At 61.7% G+C, this 15,996-nt stretch carries 15 protein-coding genes; all 15 read right to left on the bottom strand.

The genetic code is table 11. The features are described from left to right. Window positions 1-43: 43 nt before the first annotated feature. The 15 genes from AC3WS7_RS08775 to AC3WS7_RS08705 all read right to left on the bottom strand — a co-directional run bounded on the left by AC3WS7_RS08775 (window position 44) and on the right by AC3WS7_RS08705 (window position 15,835). Entirely contained in the window at window positions 44-427 is a 384-nt protein-coding gene (locus AC3WS7_RS08775; RefSeq protein WP_492656070.1) for a hypothetical protein, read from the bottom strand. A 28-nt stretch (window positions 428-455) separates the two neighbouring features. Further along, entirely contained in the window at window positions 456-1,772 is a 1,317-nt protein-coding gene (gene hisD, locus AC3WS7_RS08770; RefSeq protein WP_492656069.1) for a histidinol dehydrogenase, read from the bottom strand. Window positions 1,773-1,789: 17 nt separating this feature from the next. Further along, window positions 1,790-2,428 carry an ATP phosphoribosyltransferase gene (hisG, locus tag AC3WS7_RS08765; protein WP_105262764.1) on the bottom strand — a complete coding sequence of 213 codons (639 nt, stop codon included), beginning with the start codon at window positions 2,426-2,428 and terminating at the stop codon, window positions 1,790-1,792. 11 nt (window positions 2,429-2,439) lie between these two features. After that, window positions 2,440-3,717: a UDP-N-acetylglucosamine 1-carboxyvinyltransferase gene (murA, locus tag AC3WS7_RS08760; RefSeq protein ID WP_492656068.1), complete on the bottom strand. Its 1,278-nt coding sequence runs from the start codon at window positions 3,715-3,717 to the stop codon at window positions 2,440-2,442. Between the two features lie 10 nt (window positions 3,718-3,727). Then, a complete protein-coding gene (locus AC3WS7_RS08755) occupies window positions 3,728-3,970 on the bottom strand; it encodes a BolA family protein (protein ID WP_296466776.1) in 243 nt (80 codons plus the stop codon). A gap of 5 nt (window positions 3,971-3,975) precedes the next feature. After that, window positions 3,976-4,731, bottom strand: coding sequence for an ABC transporter permease (locus AC3WS7_RS08750; RefSeq protein ID WP_492656067.1), 756 nt, complete (start codon window positions 4,729-4,731; stop codon window positions 3,976-3,978). Then, window positions 4,728-5,657, bottom strand: a complete 930-nt coding sequence (locus AC3WS7_RS08745; RefSeq protein WP_296466782.1) for an ABC transporter ATP-binding protein — start codon at window positions 5,655-5,657, stop codon at window positions 4,728-4,730. The genes AC3WS7_RS08750 and AC3WS7_RS08745 overlap by 4 nt, the downstream gene beginning before the upstream one ends. A gap of 28 nt (window positions 5,658-5,685) precedes the next feature. Continuing rightward, window positions 5,686-5,952: an STAS domain-containing protein gene (locus AC3WS7_RS08740; protein WP_296466786.1), complete on the bottom strand. Its 267-nt coding sequence runs from the start codon at window positions 5,950-5,952 to the stop codon at window positions 5,686-5,688. A 1-nt stretch (window position 5,953) separates the two neighbouring features. Next, window positions 5,954-6,553: an MlaC/ttg2D family ABC transporter substrate-binding protein gene (locus tag AC3WS7_RS08735; protein WP_492656180.1), complete on the bottom strand. Its 600-nt coding sequence runs from the start codon at window positions 6,551-6,553 to the stop codon at window positions 5,954-5,956. A gap of 113 nt (window positions 6,554-6,666) precedes the next feature. Continuing rightward, on the bottom strand, window positions 6,667-7,419 hold the full coding sequence (locus AC3WS7_RS08730; protein ID WP_492656066.1) for an MlaA family lipoprotein: 753 nt from the start codon (window positions 7,417-7,419) through the stop codon (window positions 6,667-6,669). Then, window positions 7,416-7,898, bottom strand: coding sequence for an outer membrane lipid asymmetry maintenance protein MlaD (gene mlaD / locus AC3WS7_RS08725; protein ID WP_296466793.1), 483 nt, complete (start codon window positions 7,896-7,898; stop codon window positions 7,416-7,418). The genes AC3WS7_RS08730 and mlaD overlap by 4 nt, the downstream gene beginning before the upstream one ends. A gap of 10 nt (window positions 7,899-7,908) precedes the next feature. Then, entirely contained in the window at window positions 7,909-8,691 is a 783-nt protein-coding gene (gene mlaE, locus AC3WS7_RS08720) for a lipid asymmetry maintenance ABC transporter permease subunit MlaE (RefSeq protein WP_296466795.1), read from the bottom strand. Further along, window positions 8,688-9,527, bottom strand: coding sequence for an ABC transporter ATP-binding protein (locus AC3WS7_RS08715; RefSeq protein ID WP_492656065.1), 840 nt, complete (start codon window positions 9,525-9,527; stop codon window positions 8,688-8,690). Before AC3WS7_RS08715 ends, mlaE begins: the two co-directional genes overlap by 4 nt. Window positions 9,528-9,583: 56 nt before the next feature. Continuing rightward, a complete protein-coding gene (locus AC3WS7_RS08710) occupies window positions 9,584-11,050 on the bottom strand; it encodes a glutamate synthase subunit beta (protein ID WP_492656064.1) in 1,467 nt (488 codons plus the stop codon). 12 nt (window positions 11,051-11,062) lie between these two features. After that, on the bottom strand, window positions 11,063-15,835 hold the full coding sequence (locus AC3WS7_RS08705) for a glutamate synthase-related protein (protein WP_492656063.1): 4,773 nt from the start codon (window positions 15,833-15,835) through the stop codon (window positions 11,063-11,065). Window positions 15,836-15,996 lie beyond the last annotated feature (161 nt).

The following is a 15,996-nucleotide window of genomic DNA, read 5'->3' as shown; positions in this document are numbered from 1 at the left end:
TGAAACGGCTCCGTGCGGAGCCCACGGCGCATTGTAGAAAGCTCTAGCAGGCGTAGACCGTGGTGAGCGCGTTGGTCAGCACCAGTTGCACCGGAAAATCGGCCTCGTAGACGTCGGCATTGCGCTTGAGTTCGGTGGTGTAGAGCCCCTTGGCCATGTGAGGCTCCAACTTGCGGCCGTTGAGGCAAATGCTTGGCGGAGCGCCTTGGCGCACGGCCTGGTTGTGGGCCTCTACGGCACCTTCCATGACGCCGACCAGGTAGTAATCGGTGTAGGTGCTGCCTAGTTTCTCGGTCTTTTCCAGTGCCCGCATTTCGCGGATGGTCATGGCCTGGGCCGTGGAGGCCACGGCGGCACACAGGGCAAACAGGGCTGCCGCGTCCCGCAGCGTGGAGAGGATGTGAGGGGTGTGAAGTGTTGGGCGCATAGGGCTTGGTCGTCCTGATGCCCCATTCTTACTTCAATCGCATTTCCGCCGCGCGCGCGTGGGCTTGCAGGCCTTCGCCATGTGCCAGGACCGAGGCAATCTGGCCCAGCGCCTGTGCACCCTGCTCGCTCACCTCGATGAGGCTGCTGCGCTTCTGGAAGTCGTACACCCCCAGCGGGCTGCTGAAACGCGCAGTGCCGCTGGTGGGCAACACGTGGTTGGGGCCAGCGCAGTAGTCGCCCAGGCTCTCGGACGTGTAGGCCCCGAGGAAGATGGCACCGGCGTGTTTGAGCAGCGGCTCCCATCGATGCGGGTCGTTGCTGGACACTTCCAGGTGTTCGGGCGCAATGCGGTTGCTGATCTCACAGGCTTCTTCCATGCTACGCGTATGGATCAGCGCACCGCGGCCGGTGAGGCTCTTGGCAATGATCTCGGCACGCGGCATCTCGTTCAACAAACGGTTGATGCTCTCTTGCACTTGGGCGATGTAGGCCGCGTCAGGGCACAACAAAATGCTCTGCGCCAATTCGTCGTGTTCGGCCTGGCTGAACAAGTCCATGGCCACCCAGTCGGGCGGCGTCGTGCCGTCGGCCAACACCAAAATTTCGCTGGGACCGGCAATCATGTCGATGCCCACAGTACCAAACACGCGGCGTTTGGCGGCGGCCACGTAAGCGTTGCCGGGGCCGGTGATCTTGTGCACGGCGGGAATGCTCTGCGTGCCATAGGCTAGCGCGGCCACGGCCTGCGCACCGCCGATGGTGAACGCGCGCGTGACCCCAGCCACGTAGGCGGCGGCCAGCACCAAAGCATTCTTCTCGCCCTTGGGGGTGGGCACCACCATGATGATTTCGCCCACACCGGCCACATGCGCAGGGATGGCGTTCATCAACACGCTGCTTGGGTAGGCCGCCTTGCCGCCGGGCACGTAGATGCCCACGCGGTCCAGCGGGGTGACCTTCTGACCCAAGAGCGTGCCGTCTTCGTCGCGGTAACTCCAGCTCTCACCGGAGGCTTTCTTTTGCGCCTCGTGGTAGCTGCGCACACGTTTGGCAGCGGCTTCCAGGGCGGTGCGCTGGTCTGCCGGAATACTGTCGAACGCGGCTTTCAGCTCGGCCTGGGTCAGCTCCAGCGACTGCATGTCGGTCGCTGTCAGGCCATCAAAGCGCGCCGTGTACTCCAGCACGGCCACATCGCCCCGGGCCTGCACATCGGCCAGGATGTCGGCCACGCGCTGCTCGATGGCCGCATCGGTATCGGCAGACCAGTGCAGACGCGCCTTGAAATCAGCATCAAAAGTGGCACTGGCGCTTGATAGATATACGGGAGCAGCTACAAAAATCATAGCAATTTCAAATCGGGTTACTGGCCCACCGCGCCGGCAAAGGCGTCGATGATCTTGCGGATGGGTTCTTGTTTGAGCTTGAGAGCGGCCTGGTTCACCACCAGACGCGAGCTGATGTCCATGATGCGTTCCACCTCGACCAGGTGGTTGGCCTTGAGCGTATTTCCGGTGGACACCAGGTCCACGATGGCATCGGCCAGGCCCACCAGAGGCGCCAGTTCCATGCTGCCGTAGAGCTTGATCAGGTCCACGTGCACGCCCTTGCTGGCGAAAAATTCGCGCGCAATCGCCACATACTTGGTCGCCACCTTCAGGCGCGAACCCTGCTTGACGGCAGACGCATAGTCAAAGTCGGCACGCACGGCCACGCTGATGCGGCACTTGGCAATCTGCAGGTCCAGCGGCTGGTACAGGCCCTGGCTGCCGTGCTCCAGCAGCGTGTCCTTGCCGGTGATGCCCAGGTCGGCCCCACCGTACTGCACATAGGTGGGCACGTCGGTGGCGCGCACCACCAGCACGCGCACGTTGGGCTGGTTGGTGTCCAGAATCAGCTTGCGCGATTTTTCCGGGTCGTCCAGCACCTCAATGCCTGCGGCTTTGAGCAGCGGCACGGTTTCTTCAAAGATACGGCCTTTGGACAGGGCGAGGGTGATCATCTCAGTAGCCATTACGTGATTCTTTCAATGTCTGCGCCAATGCCGCGCAGCTTGGCTTCCATTTGGTCGTAGCCGCGGTCCAGGTGGTAGATACGGTCCACCATGGTCTCGCCCTCTGCCACCAGGCCGGCAATCACCAGGCTGGCCGAGGCGCGCAGGTCTGTCGCCATAACAGTGGCACCCGACAGCTTGGGCACGCCTTCGATCACCGACACCTTGCCGTCGATCTGAATGTGCGCGCCCAGGCGCACCAGCTCGTTGACGTGCATGAAGCGGTTCTCGAAGATGGTTTCAGTGACCTTGCTCGCGCCCTGTGCAATGGCGTTGAGCGCCATGAACTGGGCCTGCATGTCGGTGGGAAAACCGGGGTATTCGGTGGTGCGAAAACTCTGCGCCTTCAGATGCTGAAAGGCCGGGCCCTGCGCCTGCACGCGGATGCCGCCATCCACCGCAGTCACGGTCACACCTGCATCGCGCAGCTTGTCGATCACAGCGTCCAAATGGTCGGCACGGCCATGTTTCAAGAAAACGTCGCCACCTGTGGCGGCCACGGCGCACAAAAAGGTGCCGGTCTCAATGCGATCGGCCACCACCTGGTGGGTGCAACCATGCAGTTGCTCCACGCCCTGGATGCGGATGCGGCTGGTGCCATGGCCTTCGATCTTGGCGCCCATCTTGATGAGCATTTCGGCCAGGTCGGGAATCTCGGGTTCCTGGGCGGCGTTTTCCAGAATGGTTTCGCCCTCGGCCAGCGCGGCGGCCATCAGGAAGTTCTCGGTGCCGGTCACCGTCACCATGTCGGTGGCAATGCGTGCGCCTTTCAGCCGGGTGCGGCCCTTGGGCAGCTTGGCGATCATGTAGCCATGCTCGACCACAATCTCGGCGCCCATGGCGGTCAGGCCCTTCAAATGCTGATCCACCGGGCGCGACCCAATGGCGCAGCCACCGGGTAGGGACACGGTGGCCTCGCCAAAACGCGCCAGCAGCGGGCCCAGCGCCAGCACCGAGGCGCGCATGGTTTTCACCAGCTCGTAGGGCGCTTCGGGCGTGCTCAGCGGGCCGGCATTGATGTGCACCGCACCATCCGCACCCTGCTCGACTTGGACCCCCATGTTGCGAATCAGCGTAAGCATGGTGGACACGTCTTGCAGGCGCGGCACGTTCAGGAGCGTCACCGGTTCTGCGGTCAGCAAGGTGGCGCATAGCTCGGGCAAGGCAGCGTTTTTGGCGCCGGAAATCAGCACCTCGCCCTGCAAGGTGTTGCCACCGCGGATCAGGAGTTTGTCCATGCGGAGTCTTTTACGCGGATTGCGCGGCCCACTCGGCCGGCGTGTAGGTTTTCATCGACAGGGCGTGCACTTCGTCGGTCTGCATGCGGCTGCCCAGCGTGGCGTAGACCTGCTGGTGGCGCTGAATGAGGCGCTTACCCTCAAACGCGGTGGACACGATGGTGGCGTACCAGTGGCGGCCATCGCCTTCGAGTGTGCAGTGGTCGCAGGCAATGCCCGCGGTGATGAGGGCTTGGAGTTGGTCAGCGGTCATAAAAATCAGGAACGGATCTTGTAGCCAGTGCGCAGCAGGTGCACAGCAATGGCACTCACCACGGCCAGCGCAATGCCGACGATGCCCAGGCTGAGCCAGGGCGACACATCGCTCTGGCCGAAGAAGCCGTAGCGGAAGCCGTCGATCATGTAGAAGAAGGGGTTGAGGTGGCTCACGCTTTGCCAGAAGCTGGGCAGCGAGTGGATGGAATAGAACACGCCGCTCAAGAACGTCATGGGCATGATGATGAAGTTCTGGAAGGCCGCGAGCTGGTCAAACTTCTCAGCCCACAGACCGGCAATCAGGCCCAGCGTGCCCAGCAGGGCCGCGCCCAGCAAGGCAAAGGCCAAAATCCACAGCGGTGCGACAAAGTGGATGGGCGTGAAAAACACCGTGACCAACATCACCCCAGCCCCCACCACCAGCCCGCGCGCAATGCTGGAGCCCACATAGGCGAAAAACCAGCTCCAGTGCGACAGCGGCGTGAGCAACAGAAACACCAGGTTGCCCATGATCTTGCTCTGGATCAGCGACGAGGAGCTGTTGGCAAACGCGTTTTGCAGCACACTCATCATCACCAGACCCGGCACCAGAAACGCGGTGTAGCTGATGGTGTCGTAGACCTTCACATAGTCACCCAAAGCATGGCCGAAGATCATCAGGTACAGCAGGGCCGTGAGCACGGGTGCGGCCACAGTCTGGAAACTCACTTTCCAGAAACGCAGCACTTCTTTGTACAACAGGGTTTGCCAGCCGTTCATGCGCCCACCTCCTCGGAATTGCCCATGACATCGAGGAAGACATCCTCCAGGTCCGCCTTGCGAATTTCCACGTCTTCCACCGTCACGCCAGCCTGGCGCACGGCAGCCAAATACTGTTCAATCTCCAGCGCGTTGTTGGCAGGCAGTTGGACGATACGGCCGGTAATACGTGCCCGCGCGGCCAGTTCGATGGGCAAGGAATCCCCGGTCTTGAAACGCAGCACATTGCTGCTGGCGGCCTTGAGCAGGTCGCTGGTCTTGTCCAGCGCCACGATACGACCAGTCTTGAGCATGGCAATGCGACCACACAGGGCCTCGGCCTCTTCCAGGTAGTGGGTGGTCAGCAATACCGTGCTGCCTTGTTTGTTGAGGTTGGCCACAAACTGCCACAAGGTCTGGCGCAGCTCCACATCCACGCCGGCCGTGGGTTCGTCCAGCACGATGACCGGTGGCTTGTGCACCAAGGCCTGCGCCACCAGCACGCGGCGTTTCATGCCGCCAGAGAGCTGGCGCATATTGGCATTCGCCTTGTCGGTCAGGCCCAGGCCTTCGAGCAGTTCGTCCACCCAGGCGTCGTTGTTTTTCACACCGAAGTAGCCGGACTGGATGCGCAGCATTTCGCGCACATTGAAGAAGGGGTCGAACACCAGCTCTTGCGGCACCACACCGAGCTTGCGACGGGCGTTGGCGTAGTCAGTCTGGACATCGCTGCCCAGCACCTGCACGCTGCCGCTACTGGCACGGGTGAGCCCGGCCAGGATGCTGATCATGGTGGTTTTACCCGCCCCATTGGGACCAAGCAGGCCGAAAAATTCGCCCTCTTCGATCTGGAGGCTGACCCCGTCCAGGGCCTTGAAGGTAGTGCCTTTGGGGCCTTTGGGCGAGGCGTAGGCTTTGGAGACGGATTGGAATGAGATTGCGGGCATGGGAACCCGCGATTTTACGCGGACGGGCTCAGGCCGCGGTCAGCAGGCCATCAATCCCGTACAAGGTGGCCAGATCGCGCAGGCGTTGGGGCAGGCTGCGTACGGCAAATTGTTTGCCAATGCGCGCACATTCGCGGCGCAGCTCCAGCAACACCGCCAGCGCCGACGAGTCAAAACGCTGCAAAGCGGCACCGTCCACCACAATGGTCTGGGGCTCGGCCTGCAGGCCCGAACGCAGCGCTGCCAGGCAGTCGTGCGCCACGTCTTGCGTCAAGGTGGAGGGGAGGTTCAGCACATCAGCCTTTCTTGGCGTTGGCCTTGTTCTGCTCGGTCAGGGATTCAATCAGTCCGTCAATGCCCTTGGCATTGATTTGTTGCGCAAACTGACTGCGGTAGGTTTCCACCAGCCACACCCCCAGCACATTGAGGTTGTAAATCTTCCAGCCGGCACCTATGCCCGGCGTTTTTTCCAGGCGGTAGTCCAGCTGAATCGAATCGCCCCGCCCTTTGACCTCGGTGCGTACCACCACCTCTTTGTCCTCGGGCGCGGCGCGCAGGGGCTTCATGGCGATGGTCTGGTCACTCACCTGGGCCAGCGCGCCCGCATAGGTGCGCACCAGCAGGGTTTTGAATTCGTCCTGCAGGCGCTTTTGTTGTTCGGGCGTGGCCTGGCGCCAGCCCGGCCCGACAGCCGAGGCGGTCATGCGTTGGAAGTTCACATTGGGCATGATGCGGGTATCCACCAGTGTCACCACTCGGCCCATGTCACCAGCACGAATCGCCTTGTCGGCCTTGATGGTGTCGAGAACATCCACCGAGAGACGCTTGATCAGGGCGTCGGGCGCCTCATCCTCGGCGTGGACGGCTGGCGAAAATGCCATGGTGCCGAGTGCCATCACAGCTGCCAGGGCAGCCACCATGTGTCGCTTGTTCAAAATCATGCGCTAGTCTCCATGCGTGCAATTATCCACAGACCGGGTCTGCCCTGCAGGCAACTGCAGATGCCCCTCTAAGGCTCGGTGCCTTCCTCGGGGGGCGGATCACCATCGTAGTCGTCATTGCGCTGGCGCTGCAAATAGGCATCCCGGGTGAAGGAGTAGCGATCCAATGCAGCACCATCCACCACATCACCCGCCCGCAGATACCGCGCACGGGTGTCCACCACATTGGTCAGTGTCAGCGCGGTGCGTGTCGCTTCGTCCGGAATGTGCGTGACCAAGCTACCCTGCTGATCCACAGGCAGAGCCGCGACCTCTCGCAAGGTGGCAGGTCCCAACAAGGGCAGCACCAGATAGGGCCCGGGGCTCACGCCCCAGCGCCCCAGGGTCAAACCGAAATTGGCAGGGTGCCGGTCAATCGACAAATCGCTGGCCACATCGATGAGTCCGCCTAATCCGATGGTGCTGTTCACCATGACCCGGCCAATGCTGTCGCCCATCTCCTGGCCGCGCAGCTGCAAGCCATTGTTCAGCGCCGACCAGACGTCTTCCAGGTTGTTGAAGAAATTGCCCACGCCTTTGCGTGCCCACTCGGGCAGTGTCGCCTGGTAGGCCCTGGCTGTGGGTTTGAGAACCACACGATCCAGGCCATCGTTGAAGCTAAAGACGCTCCGGTTGAACGACTCCAGAGGGTCGCGTGCATCCGGCGCAGCCACAGTGGCACAACCTTGCAGAACCAGCATGGCCAGCCCCAGCACACACCCGATCGCCCACCGCACCACGCGGAGCAGGGACACGGCAGGTAACATTCCAGAACGGCTCATTTGCCCTCTTTTTCGCTGCCGGTCCCATCAGCCGCTTTGCTGTACAGGAACTGGCTGATCAGGTTTTCCAACACCACCGCAGACTGTGTGGTGCCGATGCTGTCGCCTGCTGCCAAGTTGGCCGCATCGGCGCCCGCCTCGATGCCAATGTATTGCTCTCCGAGCAAGCCGCTGGTCAAAATTTTGAGGGAGCTGTCTTTGGGGAAGGCAAAACGTTTGTCCATGGACAACACAACCTTGGCCTGGAAACTCTTGTCGTCAAACGTGATGGACTCCACCCGCCCTACGACCACGCCAGCGCTTTTGACCGCGGCCTTGGGTTTCAAGCCACCAATGTTGTCGAACTTGGCGCTGACCGCATAGCCGCGCTCGAAATTCAGCGACAGCAGGTTGGCCGACTGCAGGGCCAGAAACAGCAGGGCTGCTGCGCCCAGCAGCACAAACATACCTACCCACACATCTTTGCCGGAACGTTGCATTGGTTATCCCCTAAATACTGAACATCATGGCGGTCAGGACAAAGTCCAGGCCCAACACGGTCAACGACGCTACCACCACAGTGCGCGTGGTGGCATGGGCCACGCCCTCGGGCGTGGGCTGGGCCTCGTAGCCTTGCAGCAGCGCAATAAAGCTCACCGCAAAGCCGAACACCGCGCTCTTGAGTACGCCGTTGCCCACATCCAGCCACACGTCCACCCCGCCCTGCATTTGGCTCCAGAAGGAGCCAGCGTCAATGCCAATCATCACCACACCCACGACCCAACCACCAATGATGCCCACGGCGCTGAACACGGCGGCCAGCAAAGGCATGGCAATCACAGCGCCCCAGAAGCGCGGCGCCAGAATGCGCTGCACCGGGTCCACGGCCATCATCTCCATGGCACTGAGCTGTTCGCCGGCTTTCATGAGGCCGATCTCTGCGGTAAGTGACGTACCGGCGCGGCCCGCGAACAGCAAGGCCGTGATCACCGGACCGAGTTCGCGCACCAGACTCAAGGCCACCAACAGGCCCAAGGCCTCGGACGAACCATAACGCTGCAGCGTGTAGTAGCCCTGCAGGCCCAGCACAAAGCCCACAAAGATGCCGGACACCGCAATGATGGCCAGTGAATAGTTGCCCATGAAATGGATCTGGTCGCGCACCAGGCCAAAGCGGCGCAGCGCCGATGGCAACGAGGCCAGCAGGCGCAGGAACAGGCGCGCACCATAACCCAGGTCGGCCAGCTTGGCACGGGCGGCAAAACCAACGTCGGCGGGGCGGTACCAGCTCATCGTCCGGCTCCCACCGAGAAATCGGCTTCCACGCTGGCCGCTGGATAGTGAAAACGCACCGGCCCTTCGGGCTCGGCATTCACAAACTGATGTACCAGCGGGTCGGCGCTGTGGCGCACTTCGTCGGGTGTGCCCTGGGCAGCAATCTTGCCGTTGGCCAGGATGATGACCTTGTCAGCGATGTGGAAGGTTTCCTCCAGGTCGTGCGAAACAATCACGCTGGTCAGGCCCATGGTGTCGTTGAGCTGGCGGATCAGGCGGGCGGCGGTGCCCAGGGAAATCGGGTCCAGCCCGGCAAAGGGTTCGTCGTACATCACCAGCTCCGGGTCCAGCGCGATGGCACGGGCCAAGGCCACACGGCGGGCCATGCCACCCGAAATTTCGGAGGGCATGAGGTCGCGCGCGCCACGCAGGCCCACGGCGTTGAGCTTCATGAGGACGATGTCGCGCACCAGCGCGGGGGACAGCGTGGTGTGCTCGCGCAGCGGGAAGGCCACGTTGTCGAACACGCTCAAGTCCGTAAAAAGGGCGCCAAACTGGAACAACATGCCCATGCGGCGTCGGGCCGCATAGAGCTGTTGCGCATTGGCCTTGCCGATGTCTTGCACATCCTTGCCCAGCTCTGTGCCATGCAACAACAACTGGCCTTTTTGTGCCCGGTACTGGCCACCGATCAGACGCAGCACCGTGGTCTTGCCACCGCCGGAGGCGCCCATCAGTGCGGTGACCTTGCCACGCGGGATGGACAGGGTGACGCCGTCCAGGATCAGGCGTTCGCCGTAACCAAAGGACAGGTCCTGGAGTTCAACAAGAGGGGCAGTGAATGGGTCGGCCATAGAAGTAACAAGGCCGGGAAGTACCCGGCCTTGGAATCATAAGGGATTACCCGAGATTACCGGGGCAAGTCGCTAAAGCCCATCAGGAACTCATCCACCGAGCGCGCAGCCTGGCGGCCTTCCCGGATCGCCCACACCACCAGGCTCTGGCCGCGACGCATGTCGCCCGCCGCGAAGACCTTGGCCACGTTGGTGGCGTAGCCACCGATGAACTCGGTGCTGGCCTTGGCATTGCCACGGGCGTCCTTGTCCACGCCGAACACGTCCAGAATGGTCGCCACGGGGTTCACAAAGCCCATGGCCAGCAGCACCAGGTCGGCCTTCAGCACTTTTTCGGTACCGGGCACGTCGACCAGCTTGCCGTCCTTGAACTCGACCTGCACGGTCTTCAGGCCGGTGACCTTGCCTTTTTCGCCGATGAACTCCTTGGTCGAAATGGAGAACACGCGCTCGCAACCTTCTTCGTGGCTGGAGCTGGTGCGCAGCTTCAGCGGCCAGTAGGGCCAGGTCATGGGGCGGTTTTCTTCTTCGGGCGGCTGGGGCATCACCTCGAACTGGGTAACGCTAACCGCACCGTGGCGGTTGCTGGTGCCCACGCAATCAGAGCCAGTGTCGCCACCGCCAATGACGATGACATGCTTGCCATCGGCGCGCAACTGGCCCTTGAGCTTGTCGCCCGCGTTGACCTTGTTCTGCTGGGGCAGGAACTCCATGGCGAAATGGATACCGTCCAGGTCGCGGCCGGGCACGGGCAGGTCGCGCGATTGCTCGGAGCCGCCGGTCAACAGCACGGCGTCAAAGTCTTTCTTCAGTTGGTCGGCAGAAATGGTTTCCTTGGCCCAGTTGGTGACCTTGGAGTCCTTGGGCATTTCACCCACCAGCACGCTGGTGCGGATGGTTACCCCTTCGGCCACCAGTTGCTCAGCACGGCGGTCGATGTGGGACTTTTCCATCTTGAAGTCGGGAATGCCGTAGCGCAGCAGGCCACCGATGCGGTCGTTCTTTTCGAACAGTGTTACGTCGTGGCCGGCACGGGCCAGCTGCTGGGCCGCCGCCATGCCGGCGGGGCCGGAACCGACCACCGCCACCTTCTTGCCGGTCTTGACCTTGGCGGGCTGGGGTTGGACCCAGCCTTCAGCCCAGGCGCGGTCGATGATGGCGTGCTCGATGGACTTGATTCCCACGGCGTCGTCATTCACGTTCAGCGTGCAGGCGGCCTCGCAGGGTGCGGGGCAGATGCGGCCGGTGAACTCGGGGAAGTTGTTGGTGCTGTGCAGCGTATCGATCGCCGCTTTCCAGTTGTTGGTGTAAACCAGGTCGTTGAAGTCCGGAATGATGTTGTTGACCGGGCAGCCGTTGTTGCAAAACGGCGTGCCGCAGTCCATGCAGCGCGCGGCCTGCTTGTTGGCCTGCGCATCGTCCAGACCCACCACAAATTCCTTGTAGTGCTTCAGGCGCTCGGTGACGGGTTTGTAGCCCTCTTCGAGGCGCTCAAACTCCATGAAGCCAGTGACTTTTCCCATGATTTTTCCTTCTTACTTGGCGGGAGCCGCTTCTTTTTTGATAGCTGCTAGCGCAGATTTGACGGGGGCCTTGACCACTTTGCGTGCATGAATCTCGCCCAGAGCACGCTTGTACTCATTGGGGAAGACCTTGACGAACTTGGCGCGGGAGGCATCCCAGTTGTCCAGCAACTCGCGGGCACGCTTGCTGCCGGTCCAACGGTTGTGGTCTTCCAGCAGCTTCTTGAGCTGGGCTTCATCGCTCTCGCCACGGTGCCACACGGCCTTGTCGATGCTGGCCTCCTGCTCCTTGCTGGTCAGCACCTTTTCAAGGCTCACCATCGCGGTGTTGCAGCGCTTGGCAAACTGGCCGTCTTCGTCGTACACATAGGCAATGCCGCCGCTCATGCCGGCTGCAAAGTTGCGACCGGTCTTGCCCAGCACGGCGACGGTTCCGCCGGTCATGTATTCGCAACCGTGGTCGCCGGTTCCTTCCACCACCGCAGTCGCACCCGACAGGCGAACGGCGAAACGTTCGCCACCCACGCCGCTGAAGAAAGCTTCACCGGTGGTGGCGCCGTACATGACGGTGTTGCCCACAATGGTGTTGCGGATCGCCTCGCCACGGAAGTCGATGCTCGGGCGCACCACCACGCGACCACCGGACAGCCCCTTGCCGGTGTAGTCGTTGGCATCGCCAATCAGGTACAGCGTGATGCCCTTGGCCAGGAAGGCGCCAAAGGATTGGCCGCCCGTGCCTTCGAGCTGGATACGGATGGTGTCGTCCGGCAAGCCCTCGGGGTGCACCTTGGTCACCGCGCCCGAAAGCATGGCGCCCACGGAGCGGTTCACGTTGCGGGCCACTTCCATGAACTGCACGCGTTCGCCCTTGTCGATGGCGGCGCGGCTCTTGGCGATCAGCACGTTGTCCAGGGCTTTTTCCAGACCGTGGTCTTGCGTCAGCGTCTGGAAGCGGGGCACATCGGCCGGCACTTGGGGCTGCGCAAACAGGCGGGCAAAGTCCAAGCCCTGGGCCTTCCAGTGTTCAATGCCCTTGCGGGTGTCCAGCAGGTCGGAGCGGCCAATCAGGTCGTCGAACTTGCGGATGCCGAGCTGGGCCATGATCTGGCGCACTTCTTCGGCGATGAAGAAGAAGTAGTTCACCACGTGCTCGGGCTTGCCCGAGAACTTGGCACGCAACACAGGGTCTTGCGTGGCCACACCCACGGGGCAGGTGTTGAGGTGGCACTTGCGCATCATGATGCAGCCTTCCACCACCAGCGGCGCGGTGGCGAAGCCGAATTCATCCGCACCCAGCAGGGCACCAATGGCGACGTCACGGCCGGTCTTCATCTGGCCATCGGCCTGCACGCGGATACGGCTGCGCAGGCGGTTCAGCACCAGGGTCTGCTGGGTTTCGGCCAGACCAATTTCCCACGGGCTGCCGCAATGCTTGATGGACGACCAGGGCGAGGCACCGGTGCCGCCGTCGTGGCCCGCGATCACCACGTGGTCGGCCTTGCACTTGGCAACGCCGGCGGCAATGGTGCCCACACCAATCTCAGACACCAGCTTCACGCTGATGCCGGAGTGCGGTGCCACGTTCTTCAGGTCGTGGATCAGCTGGGCCAAATCTTCAATCGAGTAGATGTCGTGGTGCGGCGGGGGCGAGATCAGGCCCACACCGGGCACGCTGTGGCGCAGGCGACCGATGTAGTCGGACACCTTGCCACCGGGCAGCTGGCCGCCTTCGCCAGGCTTGGCACCCTGGGCCATCTTGATCTGGATCTGGTCGGCACTGTTCAGGTACTCGGCCGTCACACCGAAGCGGCCGGACGCGACTTGCTTGATGCGTGAGCGCAGGCTGTCACCGGCGTTCATGGGGATGTCGACTTCCACCACGTCTTTGCCGATGATGTCGGCCATGGTCTGGCCTTGCTTGATCGGGATGCCCTTGAGCTCTTGGCGGTAGCGTGCGGGGTCTTCACCGCCCTCACCCGTATTGCTCTTGCCGCCAATGCGGTTCATGGCCACGGCCAGCGTGGCGTGGGCTTCAGTGGAAATCGAACCCAGCGACATGGCGCCCGTGGCAAAGCGCTTGACGATTTCCTTGGCACTTTCCACTTCGTCCACAGGAATGGCCTTGGCAGGATCGATCTTGAACTCGAACAGGCCACGCAGCGTCAGGTGGCGCTTGCTCTGGTCGTTGATGATCTGCGCATATTCCTTGTACGTGTTCCAGTTGTTGGCACGGGTGGAGTGCTGCAGCTTGGCAATCGCGTCCGGCGTCCACATGTGCTCTTCGCCGCGCACACGCCAAGCGTATTCACCACCGGCTTCCAATGCGTTGGCCAGCACGGGGCTGTCGCCAAAGGCCAGCTTGTGCATGCGGATGGACTCCTCGGCGATCTCGAAGACGCCGATGCCTTCCACACGGCTGGGCGTGCGGGTGAAGTACTTGTCAATGGTCTCGGTGTTCAGGCCAATGGCTTCGAACAGCTGGGCACCGCAGTACGACATGTAGGTGGACACGCCCATCTTGGACATGATCTTGGACAGACCCTTGCCAATTGCCTTGATGTAGTTGTAGATGGCCTTGTCTGCACTCAAGTCACCCGGCAAATCCTTGTGAATGCTCTGCAGGGTTTCCATGGCCAGGTAGGGGTGCACAGCTTCGGCGCCATAGCCGGCCAACACGGCGAAGTGGTGCACTTCGCGCGCGGTACCGGTTTCCACCACCAAACCGGCAGTCGTGCGCAGACCTTCACGTACCAGGTGCTGGTGGATGGCCGACAGGGCCAACAACGCGGGAATCGCCACCTGGTTGGGGCTGATGCCACGGTCGCTGATGATCAGGATGTTCTTGCCACCCTTGATGGCGTCCACAGCTTCCGCGCACAGCGAAGCCAGCTTGGCTTCCACGCCTTCGTGGCCCCAGGCCAGCGGGTAGGTGATGTCCAGCGTCTGGCTGCGGAATTTGCCCTGGGTGTGCTGCTCGATGTTGCGAACCTTGGCCATGTCGGCGAAGTCCAGGATCGGCTGCGCCACTTCGAGGCGCATGGGCGGGTTGACCTGGTTGATGTCGAGCAGGTTGGGCTTGGGGCCGATGAAAGACACCAGCGACATCACGATCGCTTCGCGAATCGGGTCGATCGGCGGGTTGGTCACCTGCGCGAACAGCTGCTTGAAGTAGCTGTACAGCGGCTTGTTTTTGTCAGACAACACCGCCAAGGGGCTGTCGTTGCCCATAGAGCCGATGGCCTCTTCCCCGGCCGTAGCCATGGGGGCGATCAGGAACTTCAGGTCCTCCTGTGTGAAGCCAAAGGCTTGCTGGCGGTCCAGCAGACTGACCTGGTCGGTGATGCGCTTGGGCTCCACGCCGGCAACCACAGCCGACAAGGCCTTGTCCGTGCGACGCTCATCAAACGCCACATCGTCCAGCTTGATGCGCAGGTTCTCGATCCACTGCTTGTAAGGCTTGCTGTTCGCGAGGCTGGCTTTCAATTCCTCGTCGTCAATCATGCGGCCCTGTTCCAGGTCAATCAGGAACATCTTGCCGGGCTGCAGGCGCCATTTGCGCACGATCTTGTTCTCGGGTACGGGCAGCACACCGGATTCGGAGCCCATGATGACCAAATCGTCATCGGTGATGCAGTACCGCGAAGGACGCAGGCCGTTGCGGTCCAGCGTGGCGCCAATCTGGCGGCCGTCGGTGAACACGATGGAGGCCGGACCATCCCAAGGTTCCATCATGGCGGCGTGGTATTCATAGAAGGCCTTGCGGCGCTCGTCCATGGTGGTGTGCTGCTCCCAGGGTTCTGGGATCATCATCATCACGGCCTGGCTGATGGGGTAGCCGGCCATGGTCAGCAGTTCCAGGCAGTTGTCGAACGTGGCTGTGTCGGACTGGTCGGCAAAGCTGATGGGGTAGAGCTTTTGCAGGTCAGCAGCCAACACGGGCGAGGACATCACGCCTTCGCGCGCCTTCATCCAGTTGTAGTTGCCTTTGACGGTGTTGATTTCGCCGTTGTGCGCGACATAACGGTAGGGGTGGGCCAGGGGCCACTCGGGGAAGGTGTTGGTGGAGAATCGCTGGTGCACCAAACCCAGTGCAGACACGCAACGCGCATCTTCCAAATCCTTGAAATACACGCCGACCTGGTCGGCCAGCAACAGGCCCTTGTAGACCACGGTGCGGCTGGACATGCTGGGGACGTAGTATTCCTTGCTGTGTTTGAGCCCCAGGGCCTGGATGTTGGCACTGGCGGTCTTGCGGATCACGTACAGCTTGCGCTCCAGCGCATCTTGAACGATCACGTCGTTGCCACGGCCAATGAAGACTTGGCGCAGGATAGGCTCTTTGGCGCGCACAGTGGGCGACATGGGCATGTCGCGGTTCACGGGCACATCGCGCCACCCCAGGAGCACCTGGCCTTCGGCCTTGATGGCGCGCTCCATCTCTTGCTCACAGGCCAAACGGGAAGCGTGCTCCTTGGGCAAGAAGATCATGCCGACGCCGTACTCGCCCTGGGGCGGCAAGGTCACGCCTTGGGCCGCCATTTCCTCCCGGTACAGCGCATCTGGCAACTGAATCAAGATGCCAGCCCCGTCCCCCATCAAAGCATCGGCGCCGACAGCACCCCGGTGGTCCAGGTTTTCAAGGATCTTGAGTGCGTTCTTGACAATGTCGTGGCTCTTTTCACCGCGAATATGGGCCACAAAACCCACGCCGCACGCATCGTGCTCGTTGGCGGAAGAATACAAACCGTGGTCTTTGAGGTGTTGGATTTCGGCTGCCGTGGTCATGGCGCACTCCTGAAAATTACAGTGGAAGCGGAGGATACTGCAATGCAACAAAAGTGCCAAACACTTTAAATGGGGTCAGATTCTGATTATTTGTTGAATATTTTCATCAAGAATTAATTAGGGACACATCAAAATTGATAGCTACTTACGCAATAAGGACA

It is taken from the genome of Rhodoferax sp. EU05-FHT12H12, from assembly GCF_058791215.1.
The sequence above is the reverse complement of the archived record's forward strand: the minus strand, read 5'-3'. Positions and strand labels throughout refer to the sequence as shown.